The organism is Leisingera sp. ANG59 (assembly GCF_013317235.1).
In the GTDB taxonomy this organism is placed as follows: Bacteria; Pseudomonadota; Alphaproteobacteria; order Rhodobacterales; family Rhodobacteraceae; genus Leisingera.
The window spans coordinates 80,963-106,212 of record NZ_WLCM01000004.1 but is presented as its reverse complement, the minus strand read 5'-3'; the positions used below and the strand labels follow the sequence as shown (position 1 = coordinate 106,212).

The 25,250-nt window shown below is 62.2% G+C and carries 24 protein-coding genes and 1 tRNA gene; 16 read left to right on the top strand and 9 right to left on the bottom strand.

Annotated features, from left to right (window positions below; all coding sequences use genetic code 11):
- Positions 1-70: 70 nt before the first annotated feature.
- Together GKC28_RS04865 and GKC28_RS04860 are read right to left on the bottom strand one after the other, a co-directional pair.
- The gene (locus tag GKC28_RS04865; protein WP_174145565.1) at positions 71-1,345 is read right to left on the bottom strand and encodes an NAD(P)/FAD-dependent oxidoreductase; all 1,275 of its coding nucleotides are present in this window, start codon (positions 1,343-1,345) and stop codon (positions 71-73) included.
- A gap of 420 nt (positions 1,346-1,765) precedes the next feature.
- A complete protein-coding gene (locus GKC28_RS04860) occupies positions 1,766-2,740 on the bottom strand; it encodes a LysR family transcriptional regulator (RefSeq protein ID WP_254604159.1) in 975 nt (324 codons plus the stop codon).
- Between the two features lie 272 nt (positions 2,741-3,012).
- Here GKC28_RS04860 and GKC28_RS04855 point away from each other — a divergent pair, with 272 nt between their 5' ends.
- On the top strand, positions 3,013-3,870 hold the full coding sequence (locus GKC28_RS04855) for a pirin family protein (RefSeq protein ID WP_174145563.1): 858 nt from the start codon (positions 3,013-3,015) through the stop codon (positions 3,868-3,870).
- 44 nt (positions 3,871-3,914) lie between these two features.
- On the opposite strand, the gene GKC28_RS04850 is transcribed toward GKC28_RS04855, so the two are convergent.
- On the bottom strand, positions 3,915-5,435 hold the full coding sequence (locus GKC28_RS04850) for a VOC family protein (protein WP_174145561.1): 1,521 nt from the start codon (positions 5,433-5,435) through the stop codon (positions 3,915-3,917).
- A 162-nt stretch (positions 5,436-5,597) separates the two neighbouring features.
- Between GKC28_RS04850 and GKC28_RS04845 the strand changes: the two genes are divergently transcribed.
- Entirely contained in the window at positions 5,598-6,536 is a 939-nt protein-coding gene (locus GKC28_RS04845) for a pirin family protein (protein ID WP_174145559.1), read from the top strand.
- 109 nt (positions 6,537-6,645) lie between these two features.
- Here GKC28_RS04845 and ycaC read toward each other — a convergent pair whose 3' ends face one another.
- A complete protein-coding gene (gene ycaC, locus GKC28_RS04840; protein ID WP_174145557.1) occupies positions 6,646-7,272 on the bottom strand; it encodes an isochorismate family cysteine hydrolase YcaC in 627 nt (208 codons plus the stop codon).
- Between the two features lie 321 nt (positions 7,273-7,593).
- Positions 7,594-8,985 (bottom strand): alpha/beta hydrolase, encoded by a 1,392-nt coding sequence (locus GKC28_RS04835; RefSeq protein WP_368041088.1) that lies wholly within the window; start codon positions 8,983-8,985, stop codon positions 7,594-7,596.
- Between the two features lie 365 nt (positions 8,986-9,350).
- On the opposite strand from GKC28_RS04835, the gene GKC28_RS04830 reads away from it, so the two are divergent.
- Positions 9,351-9,920: an NADPH-dependent FMN reductase gene (locus GKC28_RS04830; protein ID WP_174145555.1), complete on the top strand. Its 570-nt coding sequence runs from the start codon at positions 9,351-9,353 to the stop codon at positions 9,918-9,920.
- Positions 9,917-10,330, top strand: coding sequence for a hypothetical protein (locus tag GKC28_RS04825; RefSeq protein WP_174145553.1), 414 nt, complete (start codon positions 9,917-9,919; stop codon positions 10,328-10,330). The genes GKC28_RS04830 and GKC28_RS04825 overlap by 4 nt, the downstream gene beginning before the upstream one ends.
- Before the next feature lie 97 nt (positions 10,331-10,427).
- On the opposite strand, the gene GKC28_RS04820 is transcribed toward GKC28_RS04825, so the two are convergent.
- Positions 10,428-10,517: transfer RNA gene (locus GKC28_RS04820), tRNA-Ser, on the bottom strand.
- Between the two features lie 253 nt (positions 10,518-10,770).
- Here GKC28_RS04820 and GKC28_RS04815 point away from each other — a divergent pair.
- Genes GKC28_RS04815 through GKC28_RS04785 form a run of 7 tightly spaced genes read left to right on the top strand, consistent with a single transcriptional unit; the run spans position 10,771 to position 17,273 of the window.
- Positions 10,771-11,694, top strand: coding sequence for an SPOR domain-containing protein (locus GKC28_RS04815; protein WP_254604149.1), 924 nt, complete (start codon positions 10,771-10,773; stop codon positions 11,692-11,694).
- On the top strand, positions 11,678-12,892 hold the full coding sequence (locus GKC28_RS04810) for a D-alanyl-D-alanine carboxypeptidase family protein (RefSeq protein WP_174146049.1): 1,215 nt from the start codon (positions 11,678-11,680) through the stop codon (positions 12,890-12,892). The genes GKC28_RS04815 and GKC28_RS04810 overlap by 17 nt, the downstream gene beginning before the upstream one ends.
- On the top strand, positions 12,889-13,536 hold the full coding sequence (gene tmk, locus GKC28_RS04805) for a dTMP kinase (RefSeq protein ID WP_174145549.1): 648 nt from the start codon (positions 12,889-12,891) through the stop codon (positions 13,534-13,536). The genes GKC28_RS04810 and tmk overlap by 4 nt, the downstream gene beginning before the upstream one ends.
- A complete protein-coding gene (locus tag GKC28_RS04800; RefSeq protein WP_174145547.1) occupies positions 13,533-14,651 on the top strand; it encodes a DNA polymerase III subunit delta' in 1,119 nt (372 codons plus the stop codon). The genes tmk and GKC28_RS04800 overlap by 4 nt, the downstream gene beginning before the upstream one ends.
- Before the next feature lie 35 nt (positions 14,652-14,686).
- Positions 14,687-15,496: a TatD family hydrolase gene (locus GKC28_RS04795; protein WP_174145545.1), complete on the top strand. Its 810-nt coding sequence runs from the start codon at positions 14,687-14,689 to the stop codon at positions 15,494-15,496.
- Positions 15,496-16,293, top strand: a complete 798-nt coding sequence (locus GKC28_RS04790; protein ID WP_174145543.1) for an MBL fold metallo-hydrolase — start codon at positions 15,496-15,498, stop codon at positions 16,291-16,293. The genes GKC28_RS04795 and GKC28_RS04790 overlap by 1 nt, the downstream gene beginning before the upstream one ends.
- A gap of 47 nt (positions 16,294-16,340) precedes the next feature.
- Positions 16,341-17,273 carry an AEC family transporter gene (locus GKC28_RS04785; protein WP_174145541.1) on the top strand — a complete coding sequence of 311 codons (933 nt, stop codon included), beginning with the start codon at positions 16,341-16,343 and terminating at the stop codon, positions 17,271-17,273.
- Positions 17,274-17,386: 113 nt separating this feature from the next.
- Here GKC28_RS04785 and GKC28_RS04780 read toward each other — a convergent pair whose 3' ends face one another.
- The 3 genes from GKC28_RS04780 to GKC28_RS04770 form a co-directional block, all read right to left on the bottom strand.
- Positions 17,387-18,121 (bottom strand): aspartate/glutamate racemase family protein, encoded by a 735-nt coding sequence (locus tag GKC28_RS04780; protein ID WP_174145539.1) that lies wholly within the window; start codon positions 18,119-18,121, stop codon positions 17,387-17,389.
- A 9-nt stretch (positions 18,122-18,130) separates the two neighbouring features.
- Positions 18,131-18,823, bottom strand: a complete 693-nt coding sequence (locus GKC28_RS04775; protein ID WP_174145537.1) for a GntR family transcriptional regulator — start codon at positions 18,821-18,823, stop codon at positions 18,131-18,133.
- 95 nt (positions 18,824-18,918) lie between these two features.
- Positions 18,919-19,821 (bottom strand): LysR family transcriptional regulator, encoded by a 903-nt coding sequence (locus GKC28_RS04770; protein ID WP_174145535.1) that lies wholly within the window; start codon positions 19,819-19,821, stop codon positions 18,919-18,921.
- Positions 19,822-19,916: 95 nt separating this feature from the next.
- Between GKC28_RS04770 and GKC28_RS04765 the strand changes: the two genes are divergently transcribed.
- The 5 genes from GKC28_RS04765 to GKC28_RS04745 all read left to right on the top strand — a co-directional run bounded on the left by GKC28_RS04765 (position 19,917) and on the right by GKC28_RS04745 (position 25,248).
- Positions 19,917-21,050, top strand: a complete 1,134-nt coding sequence (locus tag GKC28_RS04765) for an enolase C-terminal domain-like protein (protein ID WP_368041097.1) — start codon at positions 19,917-19,919, stop codon at positions 21,048-21,050.
- Entirely contained in the window at positions 21,047-22,300 is a 1,254-nt protein-coding gene (locus GKC28_RS04760; RefSeq protein WP_174145533.1) for an FAD-binding oxidoreductase, read from the top strand. Before GKC28_RS04765 ends, GKC28_RS04760 begins: the two co-directional genes overlap by 4 nt.
- A gap of 49 nt (positions 22,301-22,349) precedes the next feature.
- Positions 22,350-23,324, top strand: a complete 975-nt coding sequence (locus GKC28_RS04755; protein ID WP_174145531.1) for a TRAP transporter substrate-binding protein — start codon at positions 22,350-22,352, stop codon at positions 23,322-23,324.
- Positions 23,325-23,397: 73 nt separating this feature from the next.
- Positions 23,398-23,931: a TRAP transporter small permease gene (locus tag GKC28_RS04750; protein WP_174145529.1), complete on the top strand. Its 534-nt coding sequence runs from the start codon at positions 23,398-23,400 to the stop codon at positions 23,929-23,931.
- 6 nt (positions 23,932-23,937) lie between these two features.
- The gene (locus GKC28_RS04745; RefSeq protein ID WP_174145527.1) at positions 23,938-25,248 is read left to right on the top strand and encodes a TRAP transporter large permease; all 1,311 of its coding nucleotides are present in this window, start codon (positions 23,938-23,940) and stop codon (positions 25,246-25,248) included.
- Positions 25,249-25,250 lie beyond the last annotated feature (2 nt).

Here is a 25,250-nt window from a genome sequence, read left to right as displayed (position 1 = left end):
TCTCACGAGCCGCGGGACAGCCAAAGCATCTTTTGGCTACCCCTTGCTTCGGCTGCGGTTAAGCCAGCTGTCAGATTTGATCCGCGCGGCGTTCGGCGGGGCCGCGGTAGGCTTCATAGTCGCGCTGGATGGCGATCTGGTCGGCCACATGCTTGGCATCATGCCAGACCCCCCAGATGAAGGTCGATCCGCGCCGCGACTGCCAGGGCAGTCCCAGGAAGTAGATCCCCGGCTCGTTTGACACACCGCGCTGATGCTGCGGACGGCCCCTTTCGTCAAAGGCATCCACTTTCATCCAGTCAAAGTCCTGGCGGAAGCCGGTCGCCCAGAGGATGGTGGTGATACCCTCCTTCTCCAGGTCCAGTTCCCGGATCGGATGGGTCAGGCTCTCCGGATCCGGGAAGGCCTTGCGCGCCTCCGGCTCCTCCGGCAGGTCTATACCGTTGCGGGTAACATAGGCGTCGGCCAGATCCAGCATTTTCAGGTAATCGGCGTCGCCATTGGCGATGTTGTCCTGCAGGTCGCCTGCAAATCTCATGGTGCCATTGTCATAGGACTCGGTCAGCCCCAGCAGGGTCACGCCCTCGCCCGCCAACCGGCGGAAATCCATGGTCCGGCCGCCATAGGCACCGCTGACGGAGATCGTCACATGCTCCTTGCCCGGGTCCTGCGCCGCCTGGTCCCACAAGCCCAGAACGCCCAGCCACCAGACAAAATCGCGGCCCCGGTACATGCGCGGCGGGCGGTCATGCGGCCCCACCGAGAGAAAAACCTTGCGGCCCGCCCGGTTCAGCTCATCGGCAATCTGCGCGCCGGATGACCCCGCTCCGACCACCAGCACCGCGCCGTCAGGCAGCTGATCCGGGTTACGGTAGTGGAAGGAGTGAAGCTGGTTCACCTCTGCGCCTTCCGGCACCAGCGGCGGGATAACGGGGTGCTGAAAAGCGCCGGTGGCCGCGACGATCCGCTGCGCCTCGAACACCCCGTCCGAGGTTTCAACACGGAAGCCGCCAGTGCCATTCATTCGTTCTGCCTTGGTCACTTCGACGCCGGTTCGGATCGGGGCATTGAAACGTCCGGCGTATTCAACGAAATAGTCCGCGATACGCTCCTTCCCGGCAAAGGCCTCCGGATCGGTATCCGTGAACTCAAGGTTCGGAAAACGATCGTGCCAGGCCGGGCCGTTGGCGACCAGCGAGTCCCAGCGGCCTGTCCGCCAGGCCTCGGCAATCCGGTTCTTTTCCAGCACCAGATGCGGCACACCATGGCTGGTCAGGTGTTCGCTCATGGCCACTCCAGCCTGACCGGCACCGACAACCAGCGTATCTGTTTTTTCGATCGGCATGTCCAAACCTTTCCTGCATCCTCTGCCGGCACCATCGCCCTGCCGGCTATACAGGGAAGAATGTTCACATCCTCAGCGCTGGAGAAAGAAATCTATGGCTTACCCCTGCTTCGCTTGCCTCTAACCCAACCCGGACTTCGCCTGCCTTTGCACTGGACTTGGCCTGAACCCTAAAAATTTACTGCGAAACTGATGGCTTACAGACTGGACGTATAATGCCACCGAAGCAGACCCAAGGCCTCTCCCAGAAGTAGAGGGAACTTGGGGCTTCGGTCAGTCATCACTTCCGCGGCACGACGGCTCCCGACTGACGCTGTGTGAAACACTCTTCCTGTTTCCCTGGCCCGGCTTACACCGCATGACACCTACATCTGCAGCAATGCCTATGGTGTGACGGACTTGCCTGCAATTTGTGATCTTCTATTGCCATGGCGCTCGCTGACCGAAGGAAAGAGCGAGGTGGTCAATGAACAACCGAAGCTTCGGAGGCATGTGCTTTATCGGCGGCCAAACGGCTTGCACTGGCAACGGTTCCGGTGTCAATTCAGGCAGGACCTGAAGCAAGCGCTCATTCTTCAGGTCATCGTAAACGATGAACATGGGCAGTAGCGCTATCCCTAGGCCTTCCAGAACCATGTCGCGCATCGCTTCGCCGTTGTTTGTCATGACCCTGGACGGGGCCGGCGGGTCAACTGGTTTGTCAAACTGCCAGATTTCGCCCAGGCGCTTGTTCTGATACCCAATCGCGGCATGGTCCCTGAGCTGATCGGGACTGTCGATCGGACCATGTTGTTCCAGATATCCGGGGCTTGCGACGATCACTCGCGGGTCTTCGCACAGTTTGCGCACAACCAGGGTGCTATCCGGCATTGCGCCGACGCGTACAGCAGCATCAAAACCGGACCGGGCCAGGTCAACCATTGCATCATCGTATTCGATGATGACCTCGAGGTTTGGGTGCATGCTGGAGAACTTGGCGGCTATCCGGCCAACGTGACGGATCCCGAAGCTCATCGGGGCTGAAATCCTCAACCGGCCATGCAAGCCAGGGTCATCCTCCGCGACCCATTCGGTGGCTGCAACAAGTTCGCTGTATGCAGGCCGAATACGCTCTGCCAGCGCACTGGCAGCATTTGTGGCGCTGATCCGGCCTGCATGGCGCGTGAAAAGGGCGACGCCGAGAGCCGCTTCGAGATCGCTGATCCGTTTGCTGATAACGGATTTTGAAAGGCCGGCACGGGTAGCGGTTTCTGAGATGGACCCGGTGTCCATCACACTCAGGAAGGTTTCGATTTCGTTTATGGTCCAGCGCATATGGTCAGCATAAGCATGTTTCCAGAATGCGGGAAAAGATTTCGTTCTGGATTTTCGAACGCTGGGGACGGCTTCCGGCATCAGATGCACGGGTCCGGTCCTCAGCCATCTGACTGCCTGCCCCACTGGTTCTGATCAAAAAACTGCACTTCTCCGCGGTGGGCTGTGGCAAGCGAGCGCACCCCTGGCAGGCGTGCCGGAGGCCTGTGCTGAATTGCGGCGTGCCGCCTTTCCCTGAGGGGAAAGGCGAACCTTGGGTTCTGTTTTCGGGAACGGTGCGCGCATTGATTGCTTGCCGCTGCACCCCAACTCAAGGGCAGCCACGGTTTCCCCGTGAAGTAAGGAGTTGCAATATGAGACAGGTATTATCTGCCGGCAAGACCGGCCCTGGACATTGGGTGGGCGATGGGTTTCCAGTGCGCTCGCTGTTCTCGCACATGGGCGGGGAAAACAGCCACGACCCGTTCCTGATGCTGGACTATGCCGGGCCGCACCGTTTCGATCCGGCGGACCGGCCGAAAGGTGTGGATGTGCATCCGCACAAAGGGTTTGAAACCGTCACCATCGTCTATCAGGGCGAGGTTGAGCACGGCGATTCCACCGGGCGCGGCGGAGTGATCCGGGAAGGCGATGTGCAGTGGATGACGGCAGCAGACGGCATCCTGCACAAGGAGTTTCACAGCCAGGAGTTCACCCGCAAGGGCGGCACGCTAGAAATGGTCCAGCTCTGGGTAAACCTGCCCGCCAAGGACAAGTCCGCCGCGCCCGGCTACCAGAGCATCACGGATGCGCAGATACCTGGTGTTGACCTTGCTGATGCTGCAGGGCGGCTGCGGGTCATTGCCGACAGCTATAACGGCCGCACCGGGCCCGCGCGCACCTTTACACCGATCGAGGTATGGGATCTGCGCTTGAACGGGGAAAAAGGCATTTCCCTGACACCGCCGGAAGGCCAGAACGTGACAGTGGTTGTTCTGGACGGTGAAGTGACGATCAACGGCAGCGCGTCTCTGGCGGGCCCGGCAACAGCGCGCCTCGGGAACGAGGGGGGCATCAGGATTGATGCTGCGACCAGTGCCAAGCTTCTGATCCTGTCAGGTGAGCCGATCGGCGAGCCGGTTGCCGCCCATGGGCCTTTCGTGATGAACACCCAGGCCGAAATCCATCAGGCGATTGCCGAGTTCCAGTCTGGAAAGTTCGGCACTCTGTAAGAGGCTTATGAACAGCACCCGGGCGGCGGGCAGTATCCGCTGCCCTACTGTTTCAGCCAGGCGCGGGCGGCGCTCAAATCGGTCGGCGAGATATCGTGGCCCGCTTCAATAACCCCGGTTTCGGCATCCGCACCGCTGTCACGCAGCCATTGCGCCAATCGCGCAGCCTCTGAGCTGAAAGGGTCATCGCGGCCGGTCAGCAGCAATACCCGGGCCGAGGACAGATCCACGCGTGGCAGATCTTCTAGCACAGGGATCGCCCGCAGCAGTATGGCGCGGCGGATCAGACCGGGGTGCAGCGCCATCACGGCGGCCGCAAAATTCGCGCCGTTGGAATAGCCCAGCACCGTCACCGCCCCGGCGTCCAGCTCATATCCCCGCACCGCCGCGTGCAGAAAAGCCTCAAAGGCCCGGGCCTCGGCGCGGATGTCCTCCTGGTCGAACGCATCCACGTCAAACCGCCGGAAGAACCGGGCGACGCCCTCTTCGGTGGCACGGCCGCGCACGCCAAGCAGGGTTGCCCTTGGGTTGAGGCGCGCGGCCAGGGGCATCAGGTCAGCCTCGTTGCCACCGGTTCCGTGCAGCAAGAGGATCACCGAGCCGTCGGGGTCTTCGGGATAGTGAAACCGATGCACGAAGGGCAGAGACCGCTTGGGCATCCGCGGTTCGCCTGGCCGCGTGAACTGCGGCAGCATAACGCGCAGGTCCGCAGCACGGGCGGTGTCATGGTCCGGTATGAGCAACTGTTCTCCCAGGTGGCTTGACGGCTCATCCACCGCAAACCCGGGCGCGTCGGTTGCGTACTCAACAAGCAGACCGGCGGGATCCCGGACGTACAGCGACAGGAAGTACTTTCGGTCATGAACATTGGTCGGCTCATGGTGACGCGCCAGAGACAGGCGCATCTCCCGGACTGCCGCAACATCCGGAGCGCGGAAGACTACGTGGTCAAAAACGCCGGTGCCGGGAATGCCGCTGAAGAACCCGCGGGTATCACGGATATCTATCGCATCGGTATCCGATACCATCCGCTGTATCGGACCTTCTGTAGCGCTCATGCGGTAACCGAACTTTTTGGCGAACTCCGCCGTTGCTTCAGGATCTCCGGAAAACAGCGTGACGGCCCGCAGGCGGGTTGGCGCAATTTGGTCAGGTAGTGGGTGCTTGGGCCCCAAATCTGCACCAACCAGCTTCACGATGATACCGTCGGGGTCTTTCAGCCGCAGAACAGTCTCCCCGAACTCGCGCACAGGCCGTTCAAGGGGCACCCTGGCCTCCATGGCGCGTGTCAGCCATTCACCAATGCTGCCGGGCGGAACTGCAAAGGCAATTTCGCCGGCCTGGCCCTGTCCAACACGCCCTGGTGCGCCATCCTCCCATACCAGGAAGGTCACCACCGACCCGGGAGCGCCTTGTGCGTCGCCATAAAACAGATGCAGTTGTTCGGCGTCCTCATAGCCGCCGGTTTGTTTGACAAGGTGCAGGCCGAGAAACCCAATGTAAAAATCAACATTGGCCTGAACGTTTCTCGTGATGCCCGTCACATGATGAATCCCCGAAGGCATTTGCACCTCTTACCCAGCAGTCGGCTCAGCATAACCCAGCTTGGGTCCAGGTGAAGACAGGGCGGGCGAACACCGTATTCGCCCTGATCGAACAGGTGGCGGCTTCTGCATCCTCCACGATGGGTTATCCTGTTACTGAACTCAGACCCAAGGGAGGTTGATATGAGCTGGAATCCTGCACTTGACCCCGGATGTCCTGATGACATTGGCATCGACTCCATTGAAACCCTGATCATTCCCCGTGCGCATGACCTGGGCGGGTTTGAAGTCCGGCGCGCGCTGCCCGCGCCGAAGCGCCAGATGGTCGGCCCGTTTATTTTCTTCGATCAAGCCGGGCCTGCCGAATTCCTCACCGGCCAGGGCATCGACGTGCGCCCCCACCCGCATATTGGATTGGGCACGGTGACCTATCTTTATCAAGGGGATTTCCACCACCGCGACAGCCTGGGCACAGATCAGGTCATCCGGCCCGGCGCCCTGAACTGGATGGTGGCCGGAAAGGGGGTCACCCACTCGGAGCGCACCTCCTCGGAGGGCCGCAGCGGGCCGCATTCGCTGTTCGGCATTCAGACCTGGATGGCGCTGCCGGAAGACAGGGAGGACATCGCTCCCCTGTTTGAGCACCACGGCAAGGAAAGCCTGCCTGAAATCGAGGCGGAGGGCGTCCGTGCCAAACTGATCCTGGGATCGGCCTACGGAGAGGCCGCCCCGGCAACCCTTTTTTCCGAAACCTTCTATCTGGATGTAATTCTCGAGCCCGGCGCGCGCTTCCCGCTTCCGGACGATCACGAGGACCGCGGCATTTACGTGTCCCAGGGCAGCGTGAAGATTGCAGGCCAGGAGTTCGAAGCCGGCCGGATGATGGTCTTCCGGCCAGGTGACCGGATCACGGTGGCCGCTGGCGCAGCAGGCGCCCGGCTGATGGCACTGGGTGGGGCAACCCTCAATGGCCCCAGATATGTATGGTGGAACTTCGTGGCCTCAAGCCGGGAGAAGATTCAGCACGCCAAGGAAGAGTGGCGTGCTGAAAAATGGGGGACGGGGCAGTTCGATCTGCCGCCCAATGACCGGAGCGAACACATCCCCCTGCCGCGCCGCTGAAGCGCAGCCCCGCGCTGAATGCCGCGCGGAGCTGTTGAGCCAGACAGCCCTTGGCGGCTGCAAAATCCCCGCCAAGGGCTTGCCTGACACACTTTCAGGCCACGGCCGCTTATGACGTGACGGGCGTCGCGTTATAGCTGCTGATCAGATTGCGGTAGTCCGGGATGTGGTTGGAGAACAGTGCCCCCAGCCCTTCGATGTCATTCCGCCAGTCACGGTGCAATTCGCAGGCCATGCCGAACCATGACGTCAGCTGGGCTCCCGCAGCAGACATGCGGTCCCAGGCTGCGTCCCGGGTGATCGGATTGAATGTCCCGGAGGCATCCGTCACGACAAAGACGTCGTACCCCTCTTCGATCGCCGACAGGACCGGGAATGCCACGCATACTTCCGTCACCACGCCGGCGACAATCAGTTGCTTCTTGCCGGTCGCCTTCACGGCCGCGACGAAGTCCTCATTGTCCCAGGCGTTAATTTGTCCCGGGCGGGCGATATAGGGGGCGTCCGGGAAAAGCTCCTTCAGCTCAGGAACCAGCGGCCCGTTGGGACCGTCTTCAAAACTGGTGGTCAGGATCTTCGGCAGGCCGAAGTACTTTGCGGAATCAGCCAGGGCCAGAACGTTGTTCTTGAACTTGTCGGGATCGATATCCCGCACCAGGGAAAGCAGCCCAGCCTGATGGTCGACCATCAGAACGGCGGCATCATTTTTGTCGAGGCGTTTGTAAGGAGTTGTCATCTGCGTTTCCTTTCTTTTAGCACCGCAAGATGAGGAGGGATCAAGTGTGTGCTTGGCGTCTCAAATCATCTTCACGAAAGTTCAGTGAAGGCAAACCCCGCCACATGCGGCGGGAAACATCATACCATTATCTCCGCAGGCTTTCGCCGCCGGGCCGGTTGAATGCAGTGTTCGGAGATAACGAACAGCTTCCCGCCCGCTTCCACTTGCAACCAGCGCCCCGCTTCGCCCAGGGCCGCCGCCACAACCTCCGATCTGCAAGCCAGTTGTCAAATCCGGCTAAGACCCCAAGCCGTTGCAGCCCGCTGTTTCGGTACAAGCCTAACGCGACGGCCTGGAGGCTTCGTCTAAGGGCCGAGGACCCGGATAATGCGACGGCAGCAGCCAGAACCCATCGCCAAGGTCGACAAGCGGCCTGGACGCGCTTCCAGGCTTCGCGCCCGTCCGCAGGGCCAAGATTATGTCTGAAAGAACGGCTGGGTTCCTTCTGAAGTAGGCATGGCTGCTGCTGCTGTCGCCATTCTCCACCCGGATAAAATAGACCAAGGACTCCCGTAGCAGGGATTCAAATTCAGCCGGGGCCAAGTCTTCGCGCTGCAGCTTTCCAAACCTGACGGTGCGGGTTAAAATCGCCGAGAGCCCAAGGGCAAAGTCATTTGGGTTGATGTAGAAATTCAGCTGTTCGAAGGCTTCCTCAACACGCTCTGTTGCGAGGCGCTGACGCACTACCCCCACATCAAGGTCGGCGGCGGCCAGTATCAGCGTTCCTGTTTTCATTGCGCGTCTTGGCCTTAACCCGGCGGCACGATGCTGAATAACAAGCTCGCGAATTCCATCCATCGCAACATCAGACCCGTGGGAATGCGCAACGATGTCGATACGCTTCACCTCTGGCACCTCCGCCAAAAGCCGCAGCAGCTCCTTGAAATGGAACACGCTGAAGTCGCCTGCAGCGCTGTCGCGAAAGTATCCGAACAGGCCTGGGTTTCCTGCAGGCCATGAAAATGCCAGCGGCAGGCTCTTGCGTCCGGAAAAGTGCCACAAGTTCGCGAGCGTCGAGAGGCTTTCGTCGAAGGTGTTGTTCACGCCGTGAATATATAGCAGAACACTGTCCTGCCGCAGACTGGACAGTGTTCTGCTCACGGCTTGCTTGAAGGCACGGCCCTGGTTTTGGTAGGCCGACAGGGGGCCGGTTTGGAATTCCACCGTATCTCCCCGCCTGTCCACGGGTAGCGGGATTGGCAGGAAATGAACGACTTCCTTGACATCGCCGATCGTAAGGGAGGTCCAATTGCGATGCTCCTCTCCGGTGGTCCTTCGCAGTAGGGTGTCCCAATCGGTGACATCAAATTTTACTGTTGCCTCGCCGAAGAACATTGAGTCCGACCTTTGTTTGCCAAAGACGCCTTTCGGCTCGTCATTGCCCGCAGGCCGGCGGTTGGTTACGAAAAACAACTTCGGATCAACGCTGCGCAGCGGTTCCGGAATTTCCTCCGCGGGGTACTCCGCGCCATTCAGGTAGATATTGGGTGGCGGCGACAATTGCGTCGGCTTGGGAGCGCAGCCCATTGCCGCAATTGTCAATGCTATCAGGATGCACCTGATCACTTGTTTGCCTGCCTTTCTGGCCAACTGGAAACCAAGCTGTACTCTGCCGGCGGATGCATTCCGTAATGCAATGTCATCAGGTCCCGAACGGAACCGTGTCGCCACGCTCCACAGCGAGACCTTCGGATTGCCCGCCGGGCAAAACAGCGCTCACCCGCACACCGGCGCTGCGGTCTTTACTTGCTTTAAGACGGGTCACGCCTTCATCTTGGCCTGCGCGGCCTTGGCTGACAAGACGCAGTTCCGGGCGCCGGCCAACCAGAAACGCATTTTTACAGTTTCCCGTACCGGCGGCTTTCTCCAGGCCGCCCCGAGCCCCTGTAGCTCCTCTTGCTGGCGAGGCCATTGCCAAGCCCAGCGTGCTTGTTCTTTGGGGCTGCCAGCCGTCACAGCAAACCCAGCCGACCATAAATGTGGTATAAAGGAAGCTTGGATCCACTGGCGGATCCGCACCCAGGAAGGAGATCGTCATGACCTACAAGGTTGGTTACTTCGTTGGAAGCCTTGCCAAAGATTCGATCAATCGCAAACTTGCGAAGGCCCTGGTCCGGCTGGCCCCGGAGGGTCTCGAGATGACCGAAATTTCCTTTAAGGACCTGCCCCTCTACAGCTACGACTACGACGACGATTTTCCTGCCGTGGCCCGCGGCTTCAAGGACGCGCTCGCAGCTGTTGATGCCGTGTTGTTTGTGACGCCAGAGTACAACCGCTCGATCCCCGGCGGGTTGAAGAATGCAATCGACTGGGCAAGCCGCCCGTGGGGGGACAACTCCTTTTCCCGTATGCCCTCCGGCGTCATCGGCACATCCCCGGGCGCCATCGGGACGGCAATCGCCCAGCAGAGCCTGAAGAGTGTCTTGAGCTTTTGCAATTCGCCCATGATGAACGCGATTGAGGCCTACATCCAATTCACCCCGGATCTCATATCGGATGAGGGTGAAGTCACCAGCGCCAGGACAGAGCAGTTCCTCAAAAACTACATGAAGGAATACGACCAGTTCGTCCGGCGGGTCCTCAGCGTCTTGCCAAGATCGGTGTGATCTTTGCCGAAGCACATCTGCTCACATCATTCTGGGCGGCATTTTCTGTCTCGCTGCCATGGTTCGGCACGAGCTTCGTCATGGCTGGGCTATCGGCTGGAGGCGTCCTTGAATTGGCGGAAGCAAACGCCTGCTTTCGCTACCAAGAACGAAGCCGCCCCTTTGGGAAGGGCGGCAAGCTGATCTTCTCTGCGTCCCTTTCGAACGGCAGCGGTTCGAGCAGGCTCAGAAAAACACGCCTTGCAAAAGAGCGGGACCAAGTCGCCGCAGAGGTCGCGCCAAAAGCCCGGCTGACCACTGAGAAATTTAACGCTTATGTGTTTTTCGATGCAAACAGGCCTGACCAACGAACAAGATGCGGTTCAGAAAGGGTACCTGCGATCAGTCATCGGCAGGATCGGCGCCGGTGAGAAAAGTCGCCGGATACGAGGGCGTCGCGCCTTGATAGTGCGCGCAGTGGCGTCTGGTGAGGCTCAGCCCTCAGCGGTTCCCGCTTTTGTTTGCAAGTGGCGGGGAGACAGGGATTCGAACCCTGGGAACGCTCTCACGTTCAACGGTTTTCAAGACCGCCGCATTCGACCACTCTGCCACCTCCCCGGTCCGTCAGCGGTTTAGGATGCAACGCCGGGCGAGGCAAGCGGAAATCCTTGTCCCGCGGGAAGTGCACAAGAGAAACTTTCCGCGCGCTGCCGGACACGCGGAAACATGCCGCTGGCCCGGCTTTCCCTTGCATCGTGACCCGGCAGGGTTTTCATGACCGGAAGCGCAGGCTATCATGCCGTCAAATCAAGAAGACCGGGCATTCCGGCAGGGGCGCAAAAGCGCCGCGGGCACAGGCAAGGATGAACGCATGACAAACACGGTGTCGAGAGCAAGAAGGGCCCCGCGGATCGCCGCAGCGGCCTTGGGTCTGCTGGTCCTGGCAGCTTGCGAGGACGGGCCAAAACTGGGCTTTCTGGAGCCAAAGCCGAAGGCAGAAGGTGAAGTCCGCGCCTCCAGCAGCACCAAGCTGGTGGAACGCGACGTGGAAGCGCCGGACGTGTTTCAGGTCACCGAGGCCGGACTGTGGGACGGGCGCCCGTCGATCGGCGGGGTCTGGGTGGCGCACCCCGACACCAAGGACCCGGAACGGGTGATCATCCGCAACAATGCCAACGGCCAGTTCGTGATCGGCGCCCTGTTCCGGCGCGAGCGCGAGATCCCGGGGCCGCGGCTGCAGGTCTCCTCTGACGCCGCAGCGGCGCTGGGGATGCTCGCCGGCGCGCCGGTTGAGGTGAACGTTACCGCCCTGCGGCGCGAGGAAGTCACCCCGGAGCCGCAACCCGAAGACCTGTTAGGCGCCGAACCCGCACCGGAGGACGACGTAGGGCTGAACGACGATGCCCTGGCCGGCAGCGAGATCTCTGAGACCCCGCTGGATCCGATTGCTGGTGCCGCCGCCGCGATTGAGGCCTCGGCGCCCACCGCTTCGGAAGCAACTGAAGCATCTGCCAAGGCAGAGCCGGCCTCGGCGCCGGTCTCAAAACAACAGAAGTCGTCGCTGAGAAAACCCTTCATCCAGATCGGCATCTTCAGCGTTGAAGCCAACGCCAAGCATGCAGCCAACGCAATGCGCAGTTCCGGAATGGTGCCGGAAGTGCGCAAGCAATCCACCAGCGGCAAGACTTTCTGGCGGGTACTGGTTGGCCCGGCGCAAAGCAAAGCAGAGCGCAGCCAGCTTCTGAAAAGCGTAAAGGAAACCGGATTCGCTGATGCCTATGCTGTCACGAACTGACCCCCCCGGCGCGCCTCTGGCGCGTCTCCTGAAGTCATCGCTGCGCATAGGCCTTGCGGCCGGTCTGGCCGTCAGCCTTTCGGCGCTGTCTGCCGCCGCCTTTGACACCAAGGCACGCGCGGCCTATGTGCTGGATTCGGGCACGGACACCGTCCTGCTTTCGAAAAACGCCGATGTGCCGCTGCCGCCGGCCTCGATGTCCAAGCTGATGACGCTCTATGTGGCATTCGAAGCCCTGCGCGACGGGCGGCTGACGCTGAATGAGGAATTGCCGGTCAGCGAACACGCGATGAGCTACAAGGGCTCGACCATGTTCCTGGACACGCTGGACCGGGTGCGGGTCGAGGATTTGCTGCGCGGCATCATCGTGCTGTCCGGCAACGACGCCTGCGTGGTGATTGCCGAGGCGCTGAGCCCGGATGGAACCGAGGCGGGCTTTGCCCGCTACATGACCAAGCGCGGCCAGGAACTGGGCATGACTGCCTCGACCTTTGCCAATTCCAACGGCTGGCCCGCCGCCGGACACCGGATGTCGGTGCATGACCTGGCGATCCTGGCTGAGCGGCTTATCGAGGATTTTCCGGAATATTACCCGCTGTTTGCCGAAACCAAGTTCGAATTCGACGGCCGCGCGCCTTCGAATACCCGCAACCGCAACCCGCTGCTGAAACTGGGCATCGGTGCCGACGGACTTAAGACTGGCCACACCGAGGAAGCAGGTTACGGGCTTGTCGGCTCCGCCACGCAAGGCGACCGCCGGGTGATCTTCGTGGTCTCGGGCCTCGACAGCGAGCGCGGACGCGCAGAGGAGGCAGAAGCCCTCGTTAACTGGTCGTTTCGCCAATTTACCAAAAAAACTGTTGCCAAGGAGGGCATCCCCATCGCCGAAGCCGAGATTTGGCGGGGGGCCGAGCGATCGGTAGGGCTGGTGCCGGCTGAAGACCTGGAAATCCTGCTGCCGTCACTGGCGGGCGGCACCATCGAGGGCGAGGTGGTCTATAACGGCCCGATTGAGGCCCCGGTGGCCCAAGGCCAGCGCCTTGCCGAACTGGTTCTGCAACCAGAGGAACTGCCGGAGGTGCGGCTGCCGCTGGTGGCGGAAAGCGATGTGCCCGCTGGCGGCTTTGTGGTGCGGGTGAAAACCGCAGCCCAGGTGCTGATCAAGCAATTCCTGACCGGTCCCGAGGGGGCACTGTGACATCTGGCACGGGGCGCGGCCTGTTCATCACCTTTGAAGGCATCGACGGGTCCGGAAAGTCCACCCAATGCCGCCTGCTGGCCGAGGCGCTGCAGGCGGAGGGCCGCGATGTGGTGCTGACACGCGAACCCGGCGGCTCCCCCGGCGCCGAGGAAATCCGCCGCCTGGTGCTGGAGGGCGACCCCGACCGCTGGTCGGCCGAAACCGAACTGCTCTTGTTCATGGCGGCGCGGCGCGACCACCTGGAGCGTACCATCGAGCCTGCTCTGGCCGCGGGCAAGGTGGTGATCTGCGACCGCTTTGCCGACAGCACCCGGATGTATCAGGGCCTGTCGCGCGGCGATCTGCGCGCCGCGGTGGACCAGATGCACAAGCTGATGATCGGCCGCGAGCCGGATCTGACACTTCTGATTGACATGGACCCGGCTGAAGGGCTGGCGCGTGCCAAGGGGCGGCAGGGCAAGGAGGAACGGTTCGAGGATTTTGGCGTCGAGCTGCAAGAGAAGATGCGCGCGGGCTTCCTGGCGCTGGCGCAGGAGTTTGCGGACCGCTTCCGGGTGGTCGATGGCGCCCGCCCGGTGGACGACGTCGCAGCAGACGTCCGCAAGCTGGCGCATGAGGCCCTGGAAGGACCTGCCGCATGAGTGCTGACGACGAGCTTCCCCGCGCTGACCAGGCCGAGGGCGCGCCGCATCCGCGCGAGACCCTGCGCCTGATCGGGCAGGAGGCGGCGGAGCAGGATTTCCTGACCGCCTACAATTCCGACCGTCTGCACCACGGCTGGCTGCTGACCGGCCCGCAGGGGGTGGGCAAGGCAACGCTGGCCTGGCGGATCGCCCGTTTCCTGCTGGCCACGCCTCCGGCTGAGGAGGGCCTGTTCGGCGCCCCGCCCCCGCCGCAGACGCTGGACATTGATCCGGAGCACCCGGTTTCGCACCGCATCCAGGCGCTGGCGGAACCGGGGCTGGCGCCGATCACCCGCTCTTATGACGACAAGGGCAAGCTGCGCAGCCAGATCGTTGTGGACGACATCCGCAAGCTGAACCGCTTCTTTGGCCTGTCCGCCACCGACGGCGGGCGGCGGGTGGTGATCGTGGACGCCGCCGACGACATGAACGTGAGCGCCGCCAACGCACTCCTGAAGATGCTGGAAGAGCCGCCTGCGCGCACCACGATCCTCTTAATCTCGCACCAGCCTTCGCGGCTTTTGCCGACAATCCGTTCGCGCTGCCGCACACTGCGGTTGGGGCCGCTGTCGGCGCCGGACATGGAGGCGGCGCTGGCGCAGTCGGGTGTCGAGCTGCCCCAGAACATGGACAATCTCGCAGCCCTGGCAGGCGGCTCGGTCGGCGCGGCTTTGCGGCTGATCAATCTGGGCGGGCTCAAGATCTATGCCGAACTGGTGCAGATCCTCGATTCCATGCCGCGGCTGGACCGCCAGCGTGCCATGGCCCTCGCCGAGGCCGCCGCCCAGCGCGGTGCGGCAGACCGGTTCGAGCTGCTGCTGTCGCTAACCGAGATGGCGCTGGCCCGGCTCGCGCGCACCGGCGCCACCGGTGCTCCGCCAGCGCCGGAAGCTGCACCGCAAGAGGCGGCGATGCTGAGCCGCCTGTCGCCCGATCCGCGCAAGGCGCGCGCCTGGGCCGACCTCGCGGCAGAAGTGACAGCGCGCGCCCGCCACGGGCAGGCGGTGAACCTTGACCCCGCGGCGCTTGTCCTAGATACGGTTTTCAAGATGCAGGAAACCGCGGCGCGCTAGGCATCCGGCGCGGCGCAAGCGGCACCAGAGGACAAATGACCGAAACGCCCCCCCAGATTACGGACAGCCATTGCCACCTGGACTTTCCGGACTTCGAAGGCCGCCTGGATGAGGTGATCGCCAGCGCCGCTGAGGCCGGCGTGACCCGGATGGTGACGATCTGCACAAAGATAAAAAACGAAGCGTCCGTGCGGGCGATTGCCGAGGCCCACGTGCCGGTGTTCTACGCCGCAGGCACCCACCCGATGAGCGCCGCGGATGAACCCCTGGTTACCGTTGACGAACTGGTGGCGCTGGCCAAGCACCCGAAGTTTGTCGGCATCGGCGAGACCGGGCTGGACTACCATTACACCGCCGACAGCGCCACCGTGCAGCAGGAGTCCTTGCGCATCCACATCGCTGCCGCCCGCGAGACCGGCCTACCGCTGATCATCCATGCCCGCGCCGCCGATGACGACATGGCGCGCATCCTGGGCGAAGAAATGAAAAACGGCGCCTATTCCTGCGTGATGCACTGCTTCTCGTCTTCCGCAGAGCTGGCCAGGGCCGCGCTGGACCTGGGCTTCTACCTGTCGATGTCCGGCATTGCCGCCTTCCCCAAGAGCCAGGAACTGCGCGATATCTTTGCCGCCGCACCCGTGGAACGCATTCTGGTCGAAACCGACGCCCCCTATCTCGCGCCGCCGCCCTACCGCGGCAAGCGCAACGAGCCGGCCTACACCGCCTTTACCGCCAAGGTCGGCGCGGAGGTGTTCGGCATGGACTACGCCGCTTTTGCCGCGCAGACTCAGCAGAACTTCGACCGGCTGTTCTGGAAAGCCGCGCAGTATGAGGCCGCCGCCTGATGGCTGAGATGCGCTTCACCATCCTTGGCTCCGGCTCCTCCGGCGGGGTGCCGCGCATTGGCGGCCATTGGGGTGATTGCGATCCCCAAAACCCCAAGAACCGCCGCGGCCGCTGCTCGATGCTGGTGGAGCGCGACGGACCGGATGGAACAACCTCAGTGCTGATCGACACCCCGCCGGACATGCGCAACCAATTGCTGGATGCAGAGGTGAGCCGGTTGGATGCGGTGGTTTACACCCATTCCCACGCCGACCACCTGCACGGCGTCGACGATCTGCGCATGGTCTATTTCAACATGCGCCAGCGCATCGAGGTCTATGCCGACGGCCCGACCCAGAACGACCTGTTGAACCGTTTCGGTTATGCCTTTGCCCAGCCTGACGGTTCCCCCTATCCGCCGATTCTGGATCTGAAGAGCATCAGCGGACCGTTCAACATTGACGGCCCAGGCGGCGAAATCCCGTTCCGGCCGTTTGAGGTGAACCACGGCTCCATCGACGCGCTTGGGTTCCGTATCGGCGGACTGGTGTATCTGCCGGATGTGAAGGAAATCCCGGACGCCGCCCTGCCGGAACTGGAGGGGCTTGACGTCTGGATCCTGGACGGGCTGCGCCGGACGCCGCATCCGACGCACTTCAGCTACCAGGACGCGCTGGAGTGGTTTAAACGGATGGCGCCGAAACGCGGCATAATCACCAACATGCATATCGATATGGACTACGCGACCATCGAAGCTGAAACACCAGACCACATCACCCCCGCCTACGACGGGATGGTGATCAGGATGGAGATCTAAGGGGCGCACCGGCGCCCTTTTTCAATCGCGCTGTTTGAGGACGAAAATTGTTTCAGAGCCTGATCGACGTCATCCTGCCGGTGTTTCTGGTTGTCGGCGCGGGCTATGCCGCCACTGCGCGGGGGGTGCTGGACCAGGCGCATATCGACGGGGTGATGAAGTTTGCGCAGGGCTTCGCCATTCCCTGTCTGCTGTTCAAGGCGATGGCGGAACTGGACCTCTCTGCCAGTTTCAATCCGCAACTGCTGGCGAGCTTTTACACCGGCGCCTTCACCTGTTTCCTGATCGGGCTGTTTGGCGCCCGTATCCTGTTCAAGCGGGAGTGGGAGGATTGCATCGCCATTGGCTTCTGCTGCCTGTTTTCCAACTCGGTCCTGCTGGGCCTGCCGATCACCGAACGCGCCTTTGGCCCGGACAACCTGACCGGCAACTACGCGATCATCGCTTTCCATTCGCCCTTTTGCTACGGCGTCGGCATCACCGCAATGGAGTTTGTCCGCAACCGCGGGGCGGGCGGCATCAAGACTGTCACATCCGTGCTGAATGCGATGTTCCGCAATGTGCTGATCCTGGGGATCACACTGGGGTTTGCGGTCAACCTGTCGGGGCTGGCCATTCCGCTGGTGATAAACGAGGCGCTGTCGCTGCTGATCCGCGCGGCGCTGCCTGCGGCGCTGTTTGCGCTTGGCGGCGTGCTGGTGAAATACCGTCCCGAAGGCGACATGCGGGCGATCCTGTTTGTCTGCTTCACCTCTCTGATGATCCACCCGGCAATTGTCTGGACCATGGGCTCGGCCTTGGCTCTGCCGCAGGACCTGTTCCGGTCGGGCGTGCTGAACGCGGCGATGGCGACCGGGTTCAACGGATATATCTTCGCCAATATGTACGGGCGGGCCAAGCGGGTGGCGGCCTCCTCGGTGCTGATCGCCACCGGATCGAGCATCCTGACCGTTTGGTTCTGGCTGCTGGTTCTGAGCTGACGAAAAAGGTCAGCAGTTCTGTCCGAATGTTTCGCGTGCGAAACATTCGGGCAACAAGACTGACCTTATCCTTCAGATTTCATTAGCAATTTTCTACCAAGTGGTTACCGCCGTCAGAACCGGGGGTCATCAAGTTCCAGCGGAAATCCTTTGGGCAGCAGGCCGGCTTGAAACCAGTTGATGAAAGAATGGATCGAGAACACTGGCAGCCCGGTCGCTTTGCGCACATCGCGGGCGTAGGGCACCATATTAGTGCATTCCAGCACGATAGCACCGAGGTCCGGTATATCCGCAACCATCGCGCGGGCAGCGTCGATCATGTCCAGGCGGCAGGCCTCAAAGTCGATCGAGGGCGCGTCGCCGAGGATGTCGCGGGTAAAGGCGCGGAGGCCATCGGTGCCGGCAATGGGAGTATCCGGCGCAACACCCGCGGCAACAAGGTGGGCGGGCGTCAGCGTCGCCTTGGAGATGGTCAGGATGCCGCAGCGCTTGCCCGCGGGCAGCAGGTTCTGCACCATCGGCACCTGCATCAGCGAGGAGGTGGCCACCGGCACGCCCAGCGCCTGTTTCACCTCGTCTTGGATCAGTGCCAGGAAACCGCAGTTGGTGGTGATTCCGTCGGCCCCCATGGCGACCAGATCGCGGCCGGCCTCGACAAACAGGTCCACCAGCTCCTTGGGGTTACCCCGGACCACATTCTCAGGATTGGCACCGCGCACCACTTTGTAGTGGACCGGAAAGTCCCAGGTCATCGCGTTGCCCATGTCGCCATAAATGCGGGGAAAGCGCGTTTCCAGCATCAGGATGCCAACCGACGCGCCAAAGACAGTCTTTCCGCCATGTTCCATGTGGAACCCCTATTCGTCCGGAACGTAAAGCTGAGAAAAGGCGATGCGGACAGCCTCCGTCGCCTCCTCCCGGCGTTTCTCGATATGGCTGCGCATGGCCGTTACCGCCGCATCCGTGTTTCGGGCGGCAATGCCTTCGGCGATCTGGCGGTGGGCCGAGATGTCGCCCGGCGCCTTGCCCCCCGCCCGGTCGCGCATCCGTTTGAGGTCAATCAGCCGGATATAGCGGATCCGGCCGTTGAGGTTGTTCAGGATGCGCTGCAATTCGCTGTTGCCCGACAGCTGCGCCAGCCGGGCATGGAAGCTTTCGTCCATCGCCAGCAGTTCTTCCGGGTCGGTGGCGCTTTCGTACTCCGGCTCCATCCGATTCAGGTAATCCGCCAGCGCCGCGATATCCTCGTCTGCGGCGCGGGTGCAAGCCAGCCGGGTGGCCTCGCATTCCACCGCCACCCGGGCCTCATACAGGTCCATGATATAGCTTGGCGTCAGCGGGCGGCAGAAGAAGCCGCGGTTGTTCTGGAAGGTCAGAAAGCCCTCGGCTACCAGCCGGTTCAGCGCCTCGCGCAGCGGCGTGCGGCTGGCACCCAGCACCTCCGACAGCGCGCTTTCGTTGATCCTCTGGTCGGGCTTGAACGCAAAATCCGCCGCCATCCGGCGCAACGCCTCGTACACCCTGTCCACATTGCTTTCGCGTTTGGCCATGTTCCCGCCGATCTTTTAATCCGCCGTGCAAGGTACGGCGGCGCCCGGTCTTTGGCAACATTGAATTCGAAACTGCATACAGTTTTGAGTATGGATCAAGGACTGGTTTCCGAATAGGGCGTCAGTTCATGTTTCAGCAGCGCCAAAAACTCCTGCCCTACCGCAGATAACGGGCGCGACTTGGAGGTGATCACCGCCATATCCATCATGATGCGCGGGCGGAACGGCCGGGAAACAAAGCCACCGCCGCTCTCGAAACCCAGTACGAAGGGGTCGAGGAGCGAAACCCCCATCCCCTCCTGCACAAAACTCAGGAGGTTCTTGAACATATGCGAATGAACGCGGGTTTTCAGCGGGATTCCTGCCTGCTGAAAGACTTCGCGAGTGCGGCGGTGGGTCATGTGGTCCGGCCCCATGACAATGAAGGGCACCCCCTCCAGCAGCTCCGGTGTCAGCACCTCGTGATCTGCCAGCGGACTGTCCGCAGGCATCGCCAGCCGGGTTTCGACGCTGACCGGATGCACCTCCAGCCCGTCGTGGATCAGCGGCATCTCGCAGACGCCGATCTCAAACAGGCCTGCGATCACCCATTCCTGGATCTTCAGCGAATACTGCGCCTGGAATGATATCGACATGTCCGGGCGCGTGCGGGCGAAACGGGCGATCAGGGCGGGCATGAAGCCAAAGGACATGGAGTGCTGAGAAGCAACCTGCAGCTGGCCCGCCTGCTTGTTCTGCAAATCGGTCACAGCCTGCGCCACGTGGTCCAGCCCGCGCACTACGGTGTCGACCTCCTGAAACAGCACGCCCGCCTCCGGGGTTGGGATCAGCCGGCCCTTGCTGCGTTCAAACAGCTTGAGGCGGGTCTGGCGTTCCAGCTGGTAAAGCAGATTGGAAATGCCGGGCTGGGAAATACCCAGCTGCTCGGCCGCGCCGGTGACGGTGCCGGTCTCCACGATAGCGTGGAACGCCTGCAGCTGGCGGAAACGGAGGGACATGTCAGATCATCACTTATCATGATACCTTGCCAAATTCTTTGTATTGGTAATGATGATTTAGTCAAGGCAGGCTTCCGCTCGCACCTGGGAGGAAGATCGAAGTGCTGGAACAAAAGATTGCCGGGATGGATCTGTGGCATCTCGCGCTGCCCGTGCTGTCGCGCCGCGACCACGGGATCGGGTCTGTTGAGGGCTCCTGTGAGGTCGTGATTGTCCGGCTGCGCAGCGAAGGCGGCGCCGAAGGGTTTGGCGAAGCCTCGACCTGGTCGGTGTTCACCGGCACCCCGGAGGCGAGCCTGGCGGCGCTGGACCGCTACATCCGCCCGCTGGTGGAGGGCCGCCGGGTGGCGGACCGCGCGGCGATCATGGAGGATGCGGCCAAGGCCGTGGCCCATTGCACCGAGGCCAAGGCGGCGCTGGAAACCGCCCTGCTGGATCTGACCGGGCGGATCACTGGGGCGCCGGTCTGGGCGCTGCTGGGCGGCAAGTGCCGCGACACCATCCCGCTCAGCTGTTCGATTGCCGACCCGGATTTCGGGAAGGACATCGATCTGCTGCACCGATTGCGGGCCGACAAGGTCGGGCTGATCAAGCTGAAGACCGGCTTCAAAGACCATGCATTCGACATCATGCGGCTGGAGCGGATCGCCAAGGACTTCCCCGAGTTCCGGGTGCGCGTGGACTATAACCAGGGCCTCAGCATCGAGGACGCGCCCGCGCAGGTGCGTGACGTTGCGGAGTTCAAGCCGGACTTCATCGAGCAGCCGGTGCGGTTTCATCACTTTGGCATGATGGCCAGGCTGCGGGAGATGATCGACGTGCCTTTGCTGGCGGATGAAAGCGTCTTTGGCCCGGAGGACATGGTGCGCGCGGCACGCGAGGGCATCTGCGATGGTGTCTCGGTCAAGATCATGAAGTCGGGCGGGCTGACCCGCGGGCAGACGGTGGCGCGGATTGCGGCGGCCAACGGACTGTCTGCCTATGGGGGCGACATGTTCGAGGCTGGGCTGGCGCATCTGGCGGGCACCCACATGATTGCGGCCACACCCGAGATCCGGCTGGGCTGCGAGTTCTACCAGGCGAGCTATTTCCTGAAAGAAGACATTCTGGAGACGCCTTTCCAGGTCAAGGACGGCCAGGTGGTGGTGCCGGATGGGCCCGGCCTGGGCATTAGGCCGGATGTTGAAAAGCTGAGCCGTTTCGCGGTGGCCAAGAAGGTTGCGGCATGAGCCAGCCAAAGAAAACCGTTGCCATCATCGGCGCCGGCATTGTCGGTGTCTCCGCCGCGATCGAGCTGCAGCGCGACGGGCATCAGGTGATCCTGATCGACGGCAAGGGGCCGGGCGAAGGCACCAGCCACGGCAACGGCGGCATTCTGGCCTCCTGCTCTATCGTGCCGGTGACAGGTCCAGGGTTGTGGAAGAAGGCGCCGAAGATGCTGCTGGACTCCAGCCAGCCACTGTTCATGCGCTGGGGGTACCTGCCGAAACTGGCGCCCTGGCTGATGAAGTACATGGGCCATGCCAATGCAGAGGACACCGCCCGCATCGCCGCGGCGCTGGCGCCGGTTGTGGGGGACTCGCTGGCGGATCACCAGGCGCTGGCGGCAGGCACAGGGGCGGAGCGGCATCTTAAACCCTCCGACTATCTGTTCCTCTACAATGACCGGGCGCATTTCGGCGAGGATGCATTCGGCTGGGGCCTGCGCCGCAAGCATGGGTTCCGCTGGGATGAGCTGGAGGGCGCGGATGTCCGGGCCTATGACAGTATCTATGCAGAGGAGTTCGGCTTTGCCGCCCGGCTGAAGGATCACGGGCTCATCCTGGACCCGGGCCGGTATGTGAAGGACCTGGCCGCCCATGTGACGGCCAATAGCGGCCGGCTGGTCCAGGCCTTTGCCGAGGATGTGGCCCGCGAAAACGGCAAGGTGACCGGCGTGCGTGCCGGCGGGGAGACCATCCCCTGCGATGCCGTTGTGGTGGCCACGGGTGTCTGGTCCAAACCACTGGCGGAGAAGCTGGGAATTTCCGTACCACTGGAGGCAGAACGCGGCTATCATCTTGAATTGTGGGAGCCTTCGGCGATGCCCAAGGCCCCCGTCATGGTGGCAGCAGCCAAATGCGTGGTGACTCCGATGCAGGGACGGATCCGGATTGCGGGCATTGTGGAATTCGGCGGGCTGGAGGCCGGGCCGTCGAAAGGTCCGCTTGAGCTCTTGCGCAAGAACGCGCGGCGCATCCTGCCTGGTGTTACCTGGAAGCATGAGGAGGAGTGGCTCGGCTACCGCCCGGCACCGGCGGATTCGATTCCGGTCATCGGCGAAGTGCCGCGTCTCAGCGGCGCCTTTGTCGGCTTTGGCCACCATCACATCGGCCTGACCGGCGGGCCGAAGACCGGACGCCTGCTGGCCCAGATGATTTCGGGCCGCACCCCGAACATGGATATGAGCGCCTATGACCCGGCGCGATACGCGATCTGATACCAACCAGTGCCCCTCAAGGGGCCGCGACCACAACAGGGAGAAAACGATGAAGAAACTGACCAAACTGCTGGCCGCCACCGCGCTGACCGCGGCTGCCGCCCTGCCCGCCGCGGCGGAAGTCTGGGACATGCCGATGGCCTATTCGGCCTCCAACTTCCATTCGGCCACCGGCGCCGAGTTCGCCGAATGCGTGACCACCGGCACCGGCGGCGAGGTGGAGATCAAGACGCACCCTTCGGGATCGCTTTTCAAAGGCGCCGACATCAAGCGCGCGGTGCAGACCGGCCAGGCCCCGATCGGCGAGCGTCTGCTGTCCGGCCACCAGAACGAAAACGCGCTCTTTGGCTTTGACTCGATCCCGTTCCTGGCGACGTCTTTTGATGACAGCGACAAGCTGTGGAAGGCGGCCAAGCCCTCCATCGAGAAACTGCTGGCAGAGCAGAACCTGACCCTGCTTTACGCCGTGCCGTGGCCGCCGCAGGGCTTGTATTTCAAGAACGAGGTGAACTCCGTCGCAGACATGAAGGGCATCAAGTTCCGCTCCTACAACAACGCCACCTCGCGCCTGGCAGAGCTGACCGGGATGCTTCCGGTGACCATTGAAGCGGCTGAGATCAGCCAGGCCTTTGCCACCGGCGTGGCAGAGTCGATGGTGTCGTCCGGCTCCACCGGCTATGACCGCAAGGTCTGGGAAAGCCTGAACTATTTCTACGAAGTGGATGCCTGGCTGCCGCGCAACTACGTGTTCGTGAACTCCGATGTCTGGAACGGCACCTCCGAAGCCAACCAGAACGTGATCAAGGGCTGCGCCAAGCTGGCGGAATACGCGGGCAACTGGCGCGCCAAGGAGTACACCGGCTTTACCCTGCAGGGCTTGCGTGACGGCGGCATGACCGTGGGTCCGGCGTCCGACCAGATGGTGGGCGAGCTGAAGGAAATCGGCGTCACCATGACCAATGAATGGCTGGAAGCTGCTGGTGAAGAAGGCAAGGCCATCGTCGACGCCTTCAACGCCGAGTAATCAGACAAGGTGATGCGGGCGGCGCGGCAGGTGCCACCCGTATTCTCATAAGAATAATGCCGATGGGGATGTTATGACTGTGCTCAGGGGGCTGCGCTCCGGACTGGATTTTCTATACCTCGCGGCGGGAGTGATGGCCGCTCTCTGCCTGATTGCCATTCTGGGGCTGATCGTTGTCCAGATGCTGGCCCGCTGGACCGGTGAAGTCTTCCCCGGCGCGCCAGACTATGCGGGGTATGCGATGGCAGCAGCGTCATTTTTGGCCTTTGCCAACGCGCTGAACCGCGGCAGCCATATCCGGGTGTCGATCCTGCTCAATGCCGTACCTGAAGGCTTCCGCCGGGTGCTGGAGATCTGGTGCTTTGGCATCGGCACCGCCGTGATGTGGTACTTCTGCTTCTACGCTTACCGATTTGTCTACTGGAGCTGGAAGTTCAACGACGTGAGCCAGGGCCAGGACCGCACGCCGCTGTGGATCCCGCAAAGCGCCATGCAGATTGGTGCGGTCATCCTGGCCATCGCCCTCACCGACCACCTGATCCACGTGATTTTCCGCGGCGGCCACCGCATCACCCGGGATCTCGAAGATCAGAGCCACGCGGAGTAAGGGCACATGGAAAATATCTCAGTCATCATCCTGTTCCTCTTCGTGCTGTTCACCCTGCTGGGCACCGGCGTCTGGGTCGGCCTGGCGCTGATGGGCGTGGCCTGGGTTGGCATGGAGCTGTTCACCACCCGCCCCGTCGGCGACGTGATGCTGACCACGGTCTGGTCGGCGTCCTCCAGCTGGACCCTGACGGCACTGCCGATGTTCATCTGGATGGGCGAAATCCTCTACCGGACCCGATTGTCCGAGGACATGTTCAAGGGCCTCTCCCCCTGGATGGCGCCCCTGCCCGGCGGGCTGGTGCATACCAATATCGTCGGCTGCACAGTCTTTGCCGCGGTCTCCGGCTCCTCCGCCGCGACGCTGACCACGGTGGGCAAAATGTCGATCCCCGAACTGCGCAAGCGCAACTATCCGGAACGCATGGTGATCGGCACCCTCACCGGTGCGGCCACCCTGGGCCTGATGATCCCGCCGTCGCTGACACTGATCGTCTATGGCGTCACCATCAATGAATCGATCACCAAGCTGTTCTTTGCAGGCATCCTGCCAGGGCTGGTGTTGGCGGCGATGTTCATGGGCTACGTGGCGATTTACTCCAAGGTCGGCAAGGACTGGAACCCGGATCAGGAAAGCAAGCTAAGCTTTGCCGAGAAGGTGAAGAACTCCCGTTTCCTGGCGCCGGTGATTGCGCTGATTATGGTGGTGATCGGCTCAATGTACCTGGGCTTTGCCACGGCGACCGAGGCCGCCGCCTTCGGGGTCATCGGCTCGCTGCTGCTGGCGCTGTCGCAGGGCTCGCTGAACTGGAAAACCTTCACCGAAAGCCTGATGGGCGCCACCCGCACCAGCGCGATGATTGCGCTGATCCTGGCCGGTGCCGCCTTCCTGTCGCTGTCGATGGGCTTCACCGGCCTGCCGCGCGGGCTGGCCGATCTGATTGCCGGTTGGGAACTGACCCGGTTCGAACTCCTGATGGTGCTGCTGGTGTTCTACATCGTGCTGGGCTGTTTCCTCGATGGCATCTCCTCGGTGGTGCTGACCATGGCGGTGGTGGAGCCGATGATCCGCCAGGCGGGCATCGACCTGATCTGGTTCGGCATCTTCATCGTGGTAGTTGTCGAGATGGCGCAGATCACCCCGCCGATCGGCTTCAACCTGTTTGTGATGCAGGGCATGACGCACCACGAGATGAGCTATATCGCCCGCGCCGCAATCCCGATGTTCCTGATCATGGTGCTGATGGTGTTTGTTCTGATCGCCTTCCCGGAGCTGGCGACCTACCTGCCCAACAACCTCAGGCCTGGACCGGTCTAGAA

Coding starts and splice junctions, on each gene's coding strand:
- GKC28_RS04865 (WP_174145565.1), bottom strand. CDS start 1,345: ATGCCGATCGAAAAAACAGATACGCTGGTTGTCGGTGCCGGTCAGGCT.
- GKC28_RS04860 (WP_254604159.1), bottom strand. CDS start 2,740: ATGCCGGAAGCCGTCCCCAGCGTTCGAAAATCCAGAACGAAATCTTTT.
- GKC28_RS04855 (WP_174145563.1), top strand. CDS start 3,013: ATGAGACAGGTATTATCTGCCGGCAAGACCGGCCCTGGACATTGGGTG.
- GKC28_RS04850 (WP_174145561.1), bottom strand. CDS start 5,435: ATGCCTTCGGGGATTCATCATGTGACGGGCATCACGAGAAACGTTCAG.
- GKC28_RS04845 (WP_174145559.1), top strand. CDS start 5,598: ATGAGCTGGAATCCTGCACTTGACCCCGGATGTCCTGATGACATTGGC.
- ycaC (WP_174145557.1), bottom strand. CDS start 7,272: ATGACAACTCCTTACAAACGCCTCGACAAAAATGATGCCGCCGTTCTG.
- GKC28_RS04830 (WP_174145555.1), top strand. CDS start 9,351: ATGACCTACAAGGTTGGTTACTTCGTTGGAAGCCTTGCCAAAGATTCG.
- GKC28_RS04815 (WP_254604149.1), top strand. CDS start 10,771: ATGACAAACACGGTGTCGAGAGCAAGAAGGGCCCCGCGGATCGCCGCA.
- GKC28_RS04810 (WP_174146049.1), top strand. CDS start 11,678: ATGCTGTCACGAACTGACCCCCCCGGCGCGCCTCTGGCGCGTCTCCTG.
- GKC28_RS04800 (WP_174145547.1), top strand. CDS start 13,533: ATGAGTGCTGACGACGAGCTTCCCCGCGCTGACCAGGCCGAGGGCGCG.
- GKC28_RS04795 (WP_174145545.1), top strand. CDS start 14,687: ATGACCGAAACGCCCCCCCAGATTACGGACAGCCATTGCCACCTGGAC.
- GKC28_RS04790 (WP_174145543.1), top strand. CDS start 15,496: ATGGCTGAGATGCGCTTCACCATCCTTGGCTCCGGCTCCTCCGGCGGG.
- GKC28_RS04780 (WP_174145539.1), bottom strand. CDS start 18,121: ATGGAACATGGCGGAAAGACTGTCTTTGGCGCGTCGGTTGGCATCCTG.
- GKC28_RS04775 (WP_174145537.1), bottom strand. CDS start 18,823: ATGGCCAAACGCGAAAGCAATGTGGACAGGGTGTACGAGGCGTTGCGC.
- GKC28_RS04770 (WP_174145535.1), bottom strand. CDS start 19,821: ATGTCCCTCCGTTTCCGCCAGCTGCAGGCGTTCCACGCTATCGTGGAG.
- GKC28_RS04760 (WP_174145533.1), top strand. CDS start 21,047: ATGAGCCAGCCAAAGAAAACCGTTGCCATCATCGGCGCCGGCATTGTC.
- GKC28_RS04755 (WP_174145531.1), top strand. CDS start 22,350: ATGAAGAAACTGACCAAACTGCTGGCCGCCACCGCGCTGACCGCGGCT.
- GKC28_RS04750 (WP_174145529.1), top strand. CDS start 23,398: ATGACTGTGCTCAGGGGGCTGCGCTCCGGACTGGATTTTCTATACCTC.
- GKC28_RS04745 (WP_174145527.1), top strand. CDS start 23,938: ATGGAAAATATCTCAGTCATCATCCTGTTCCTCTTCGTGCTGTTCACC.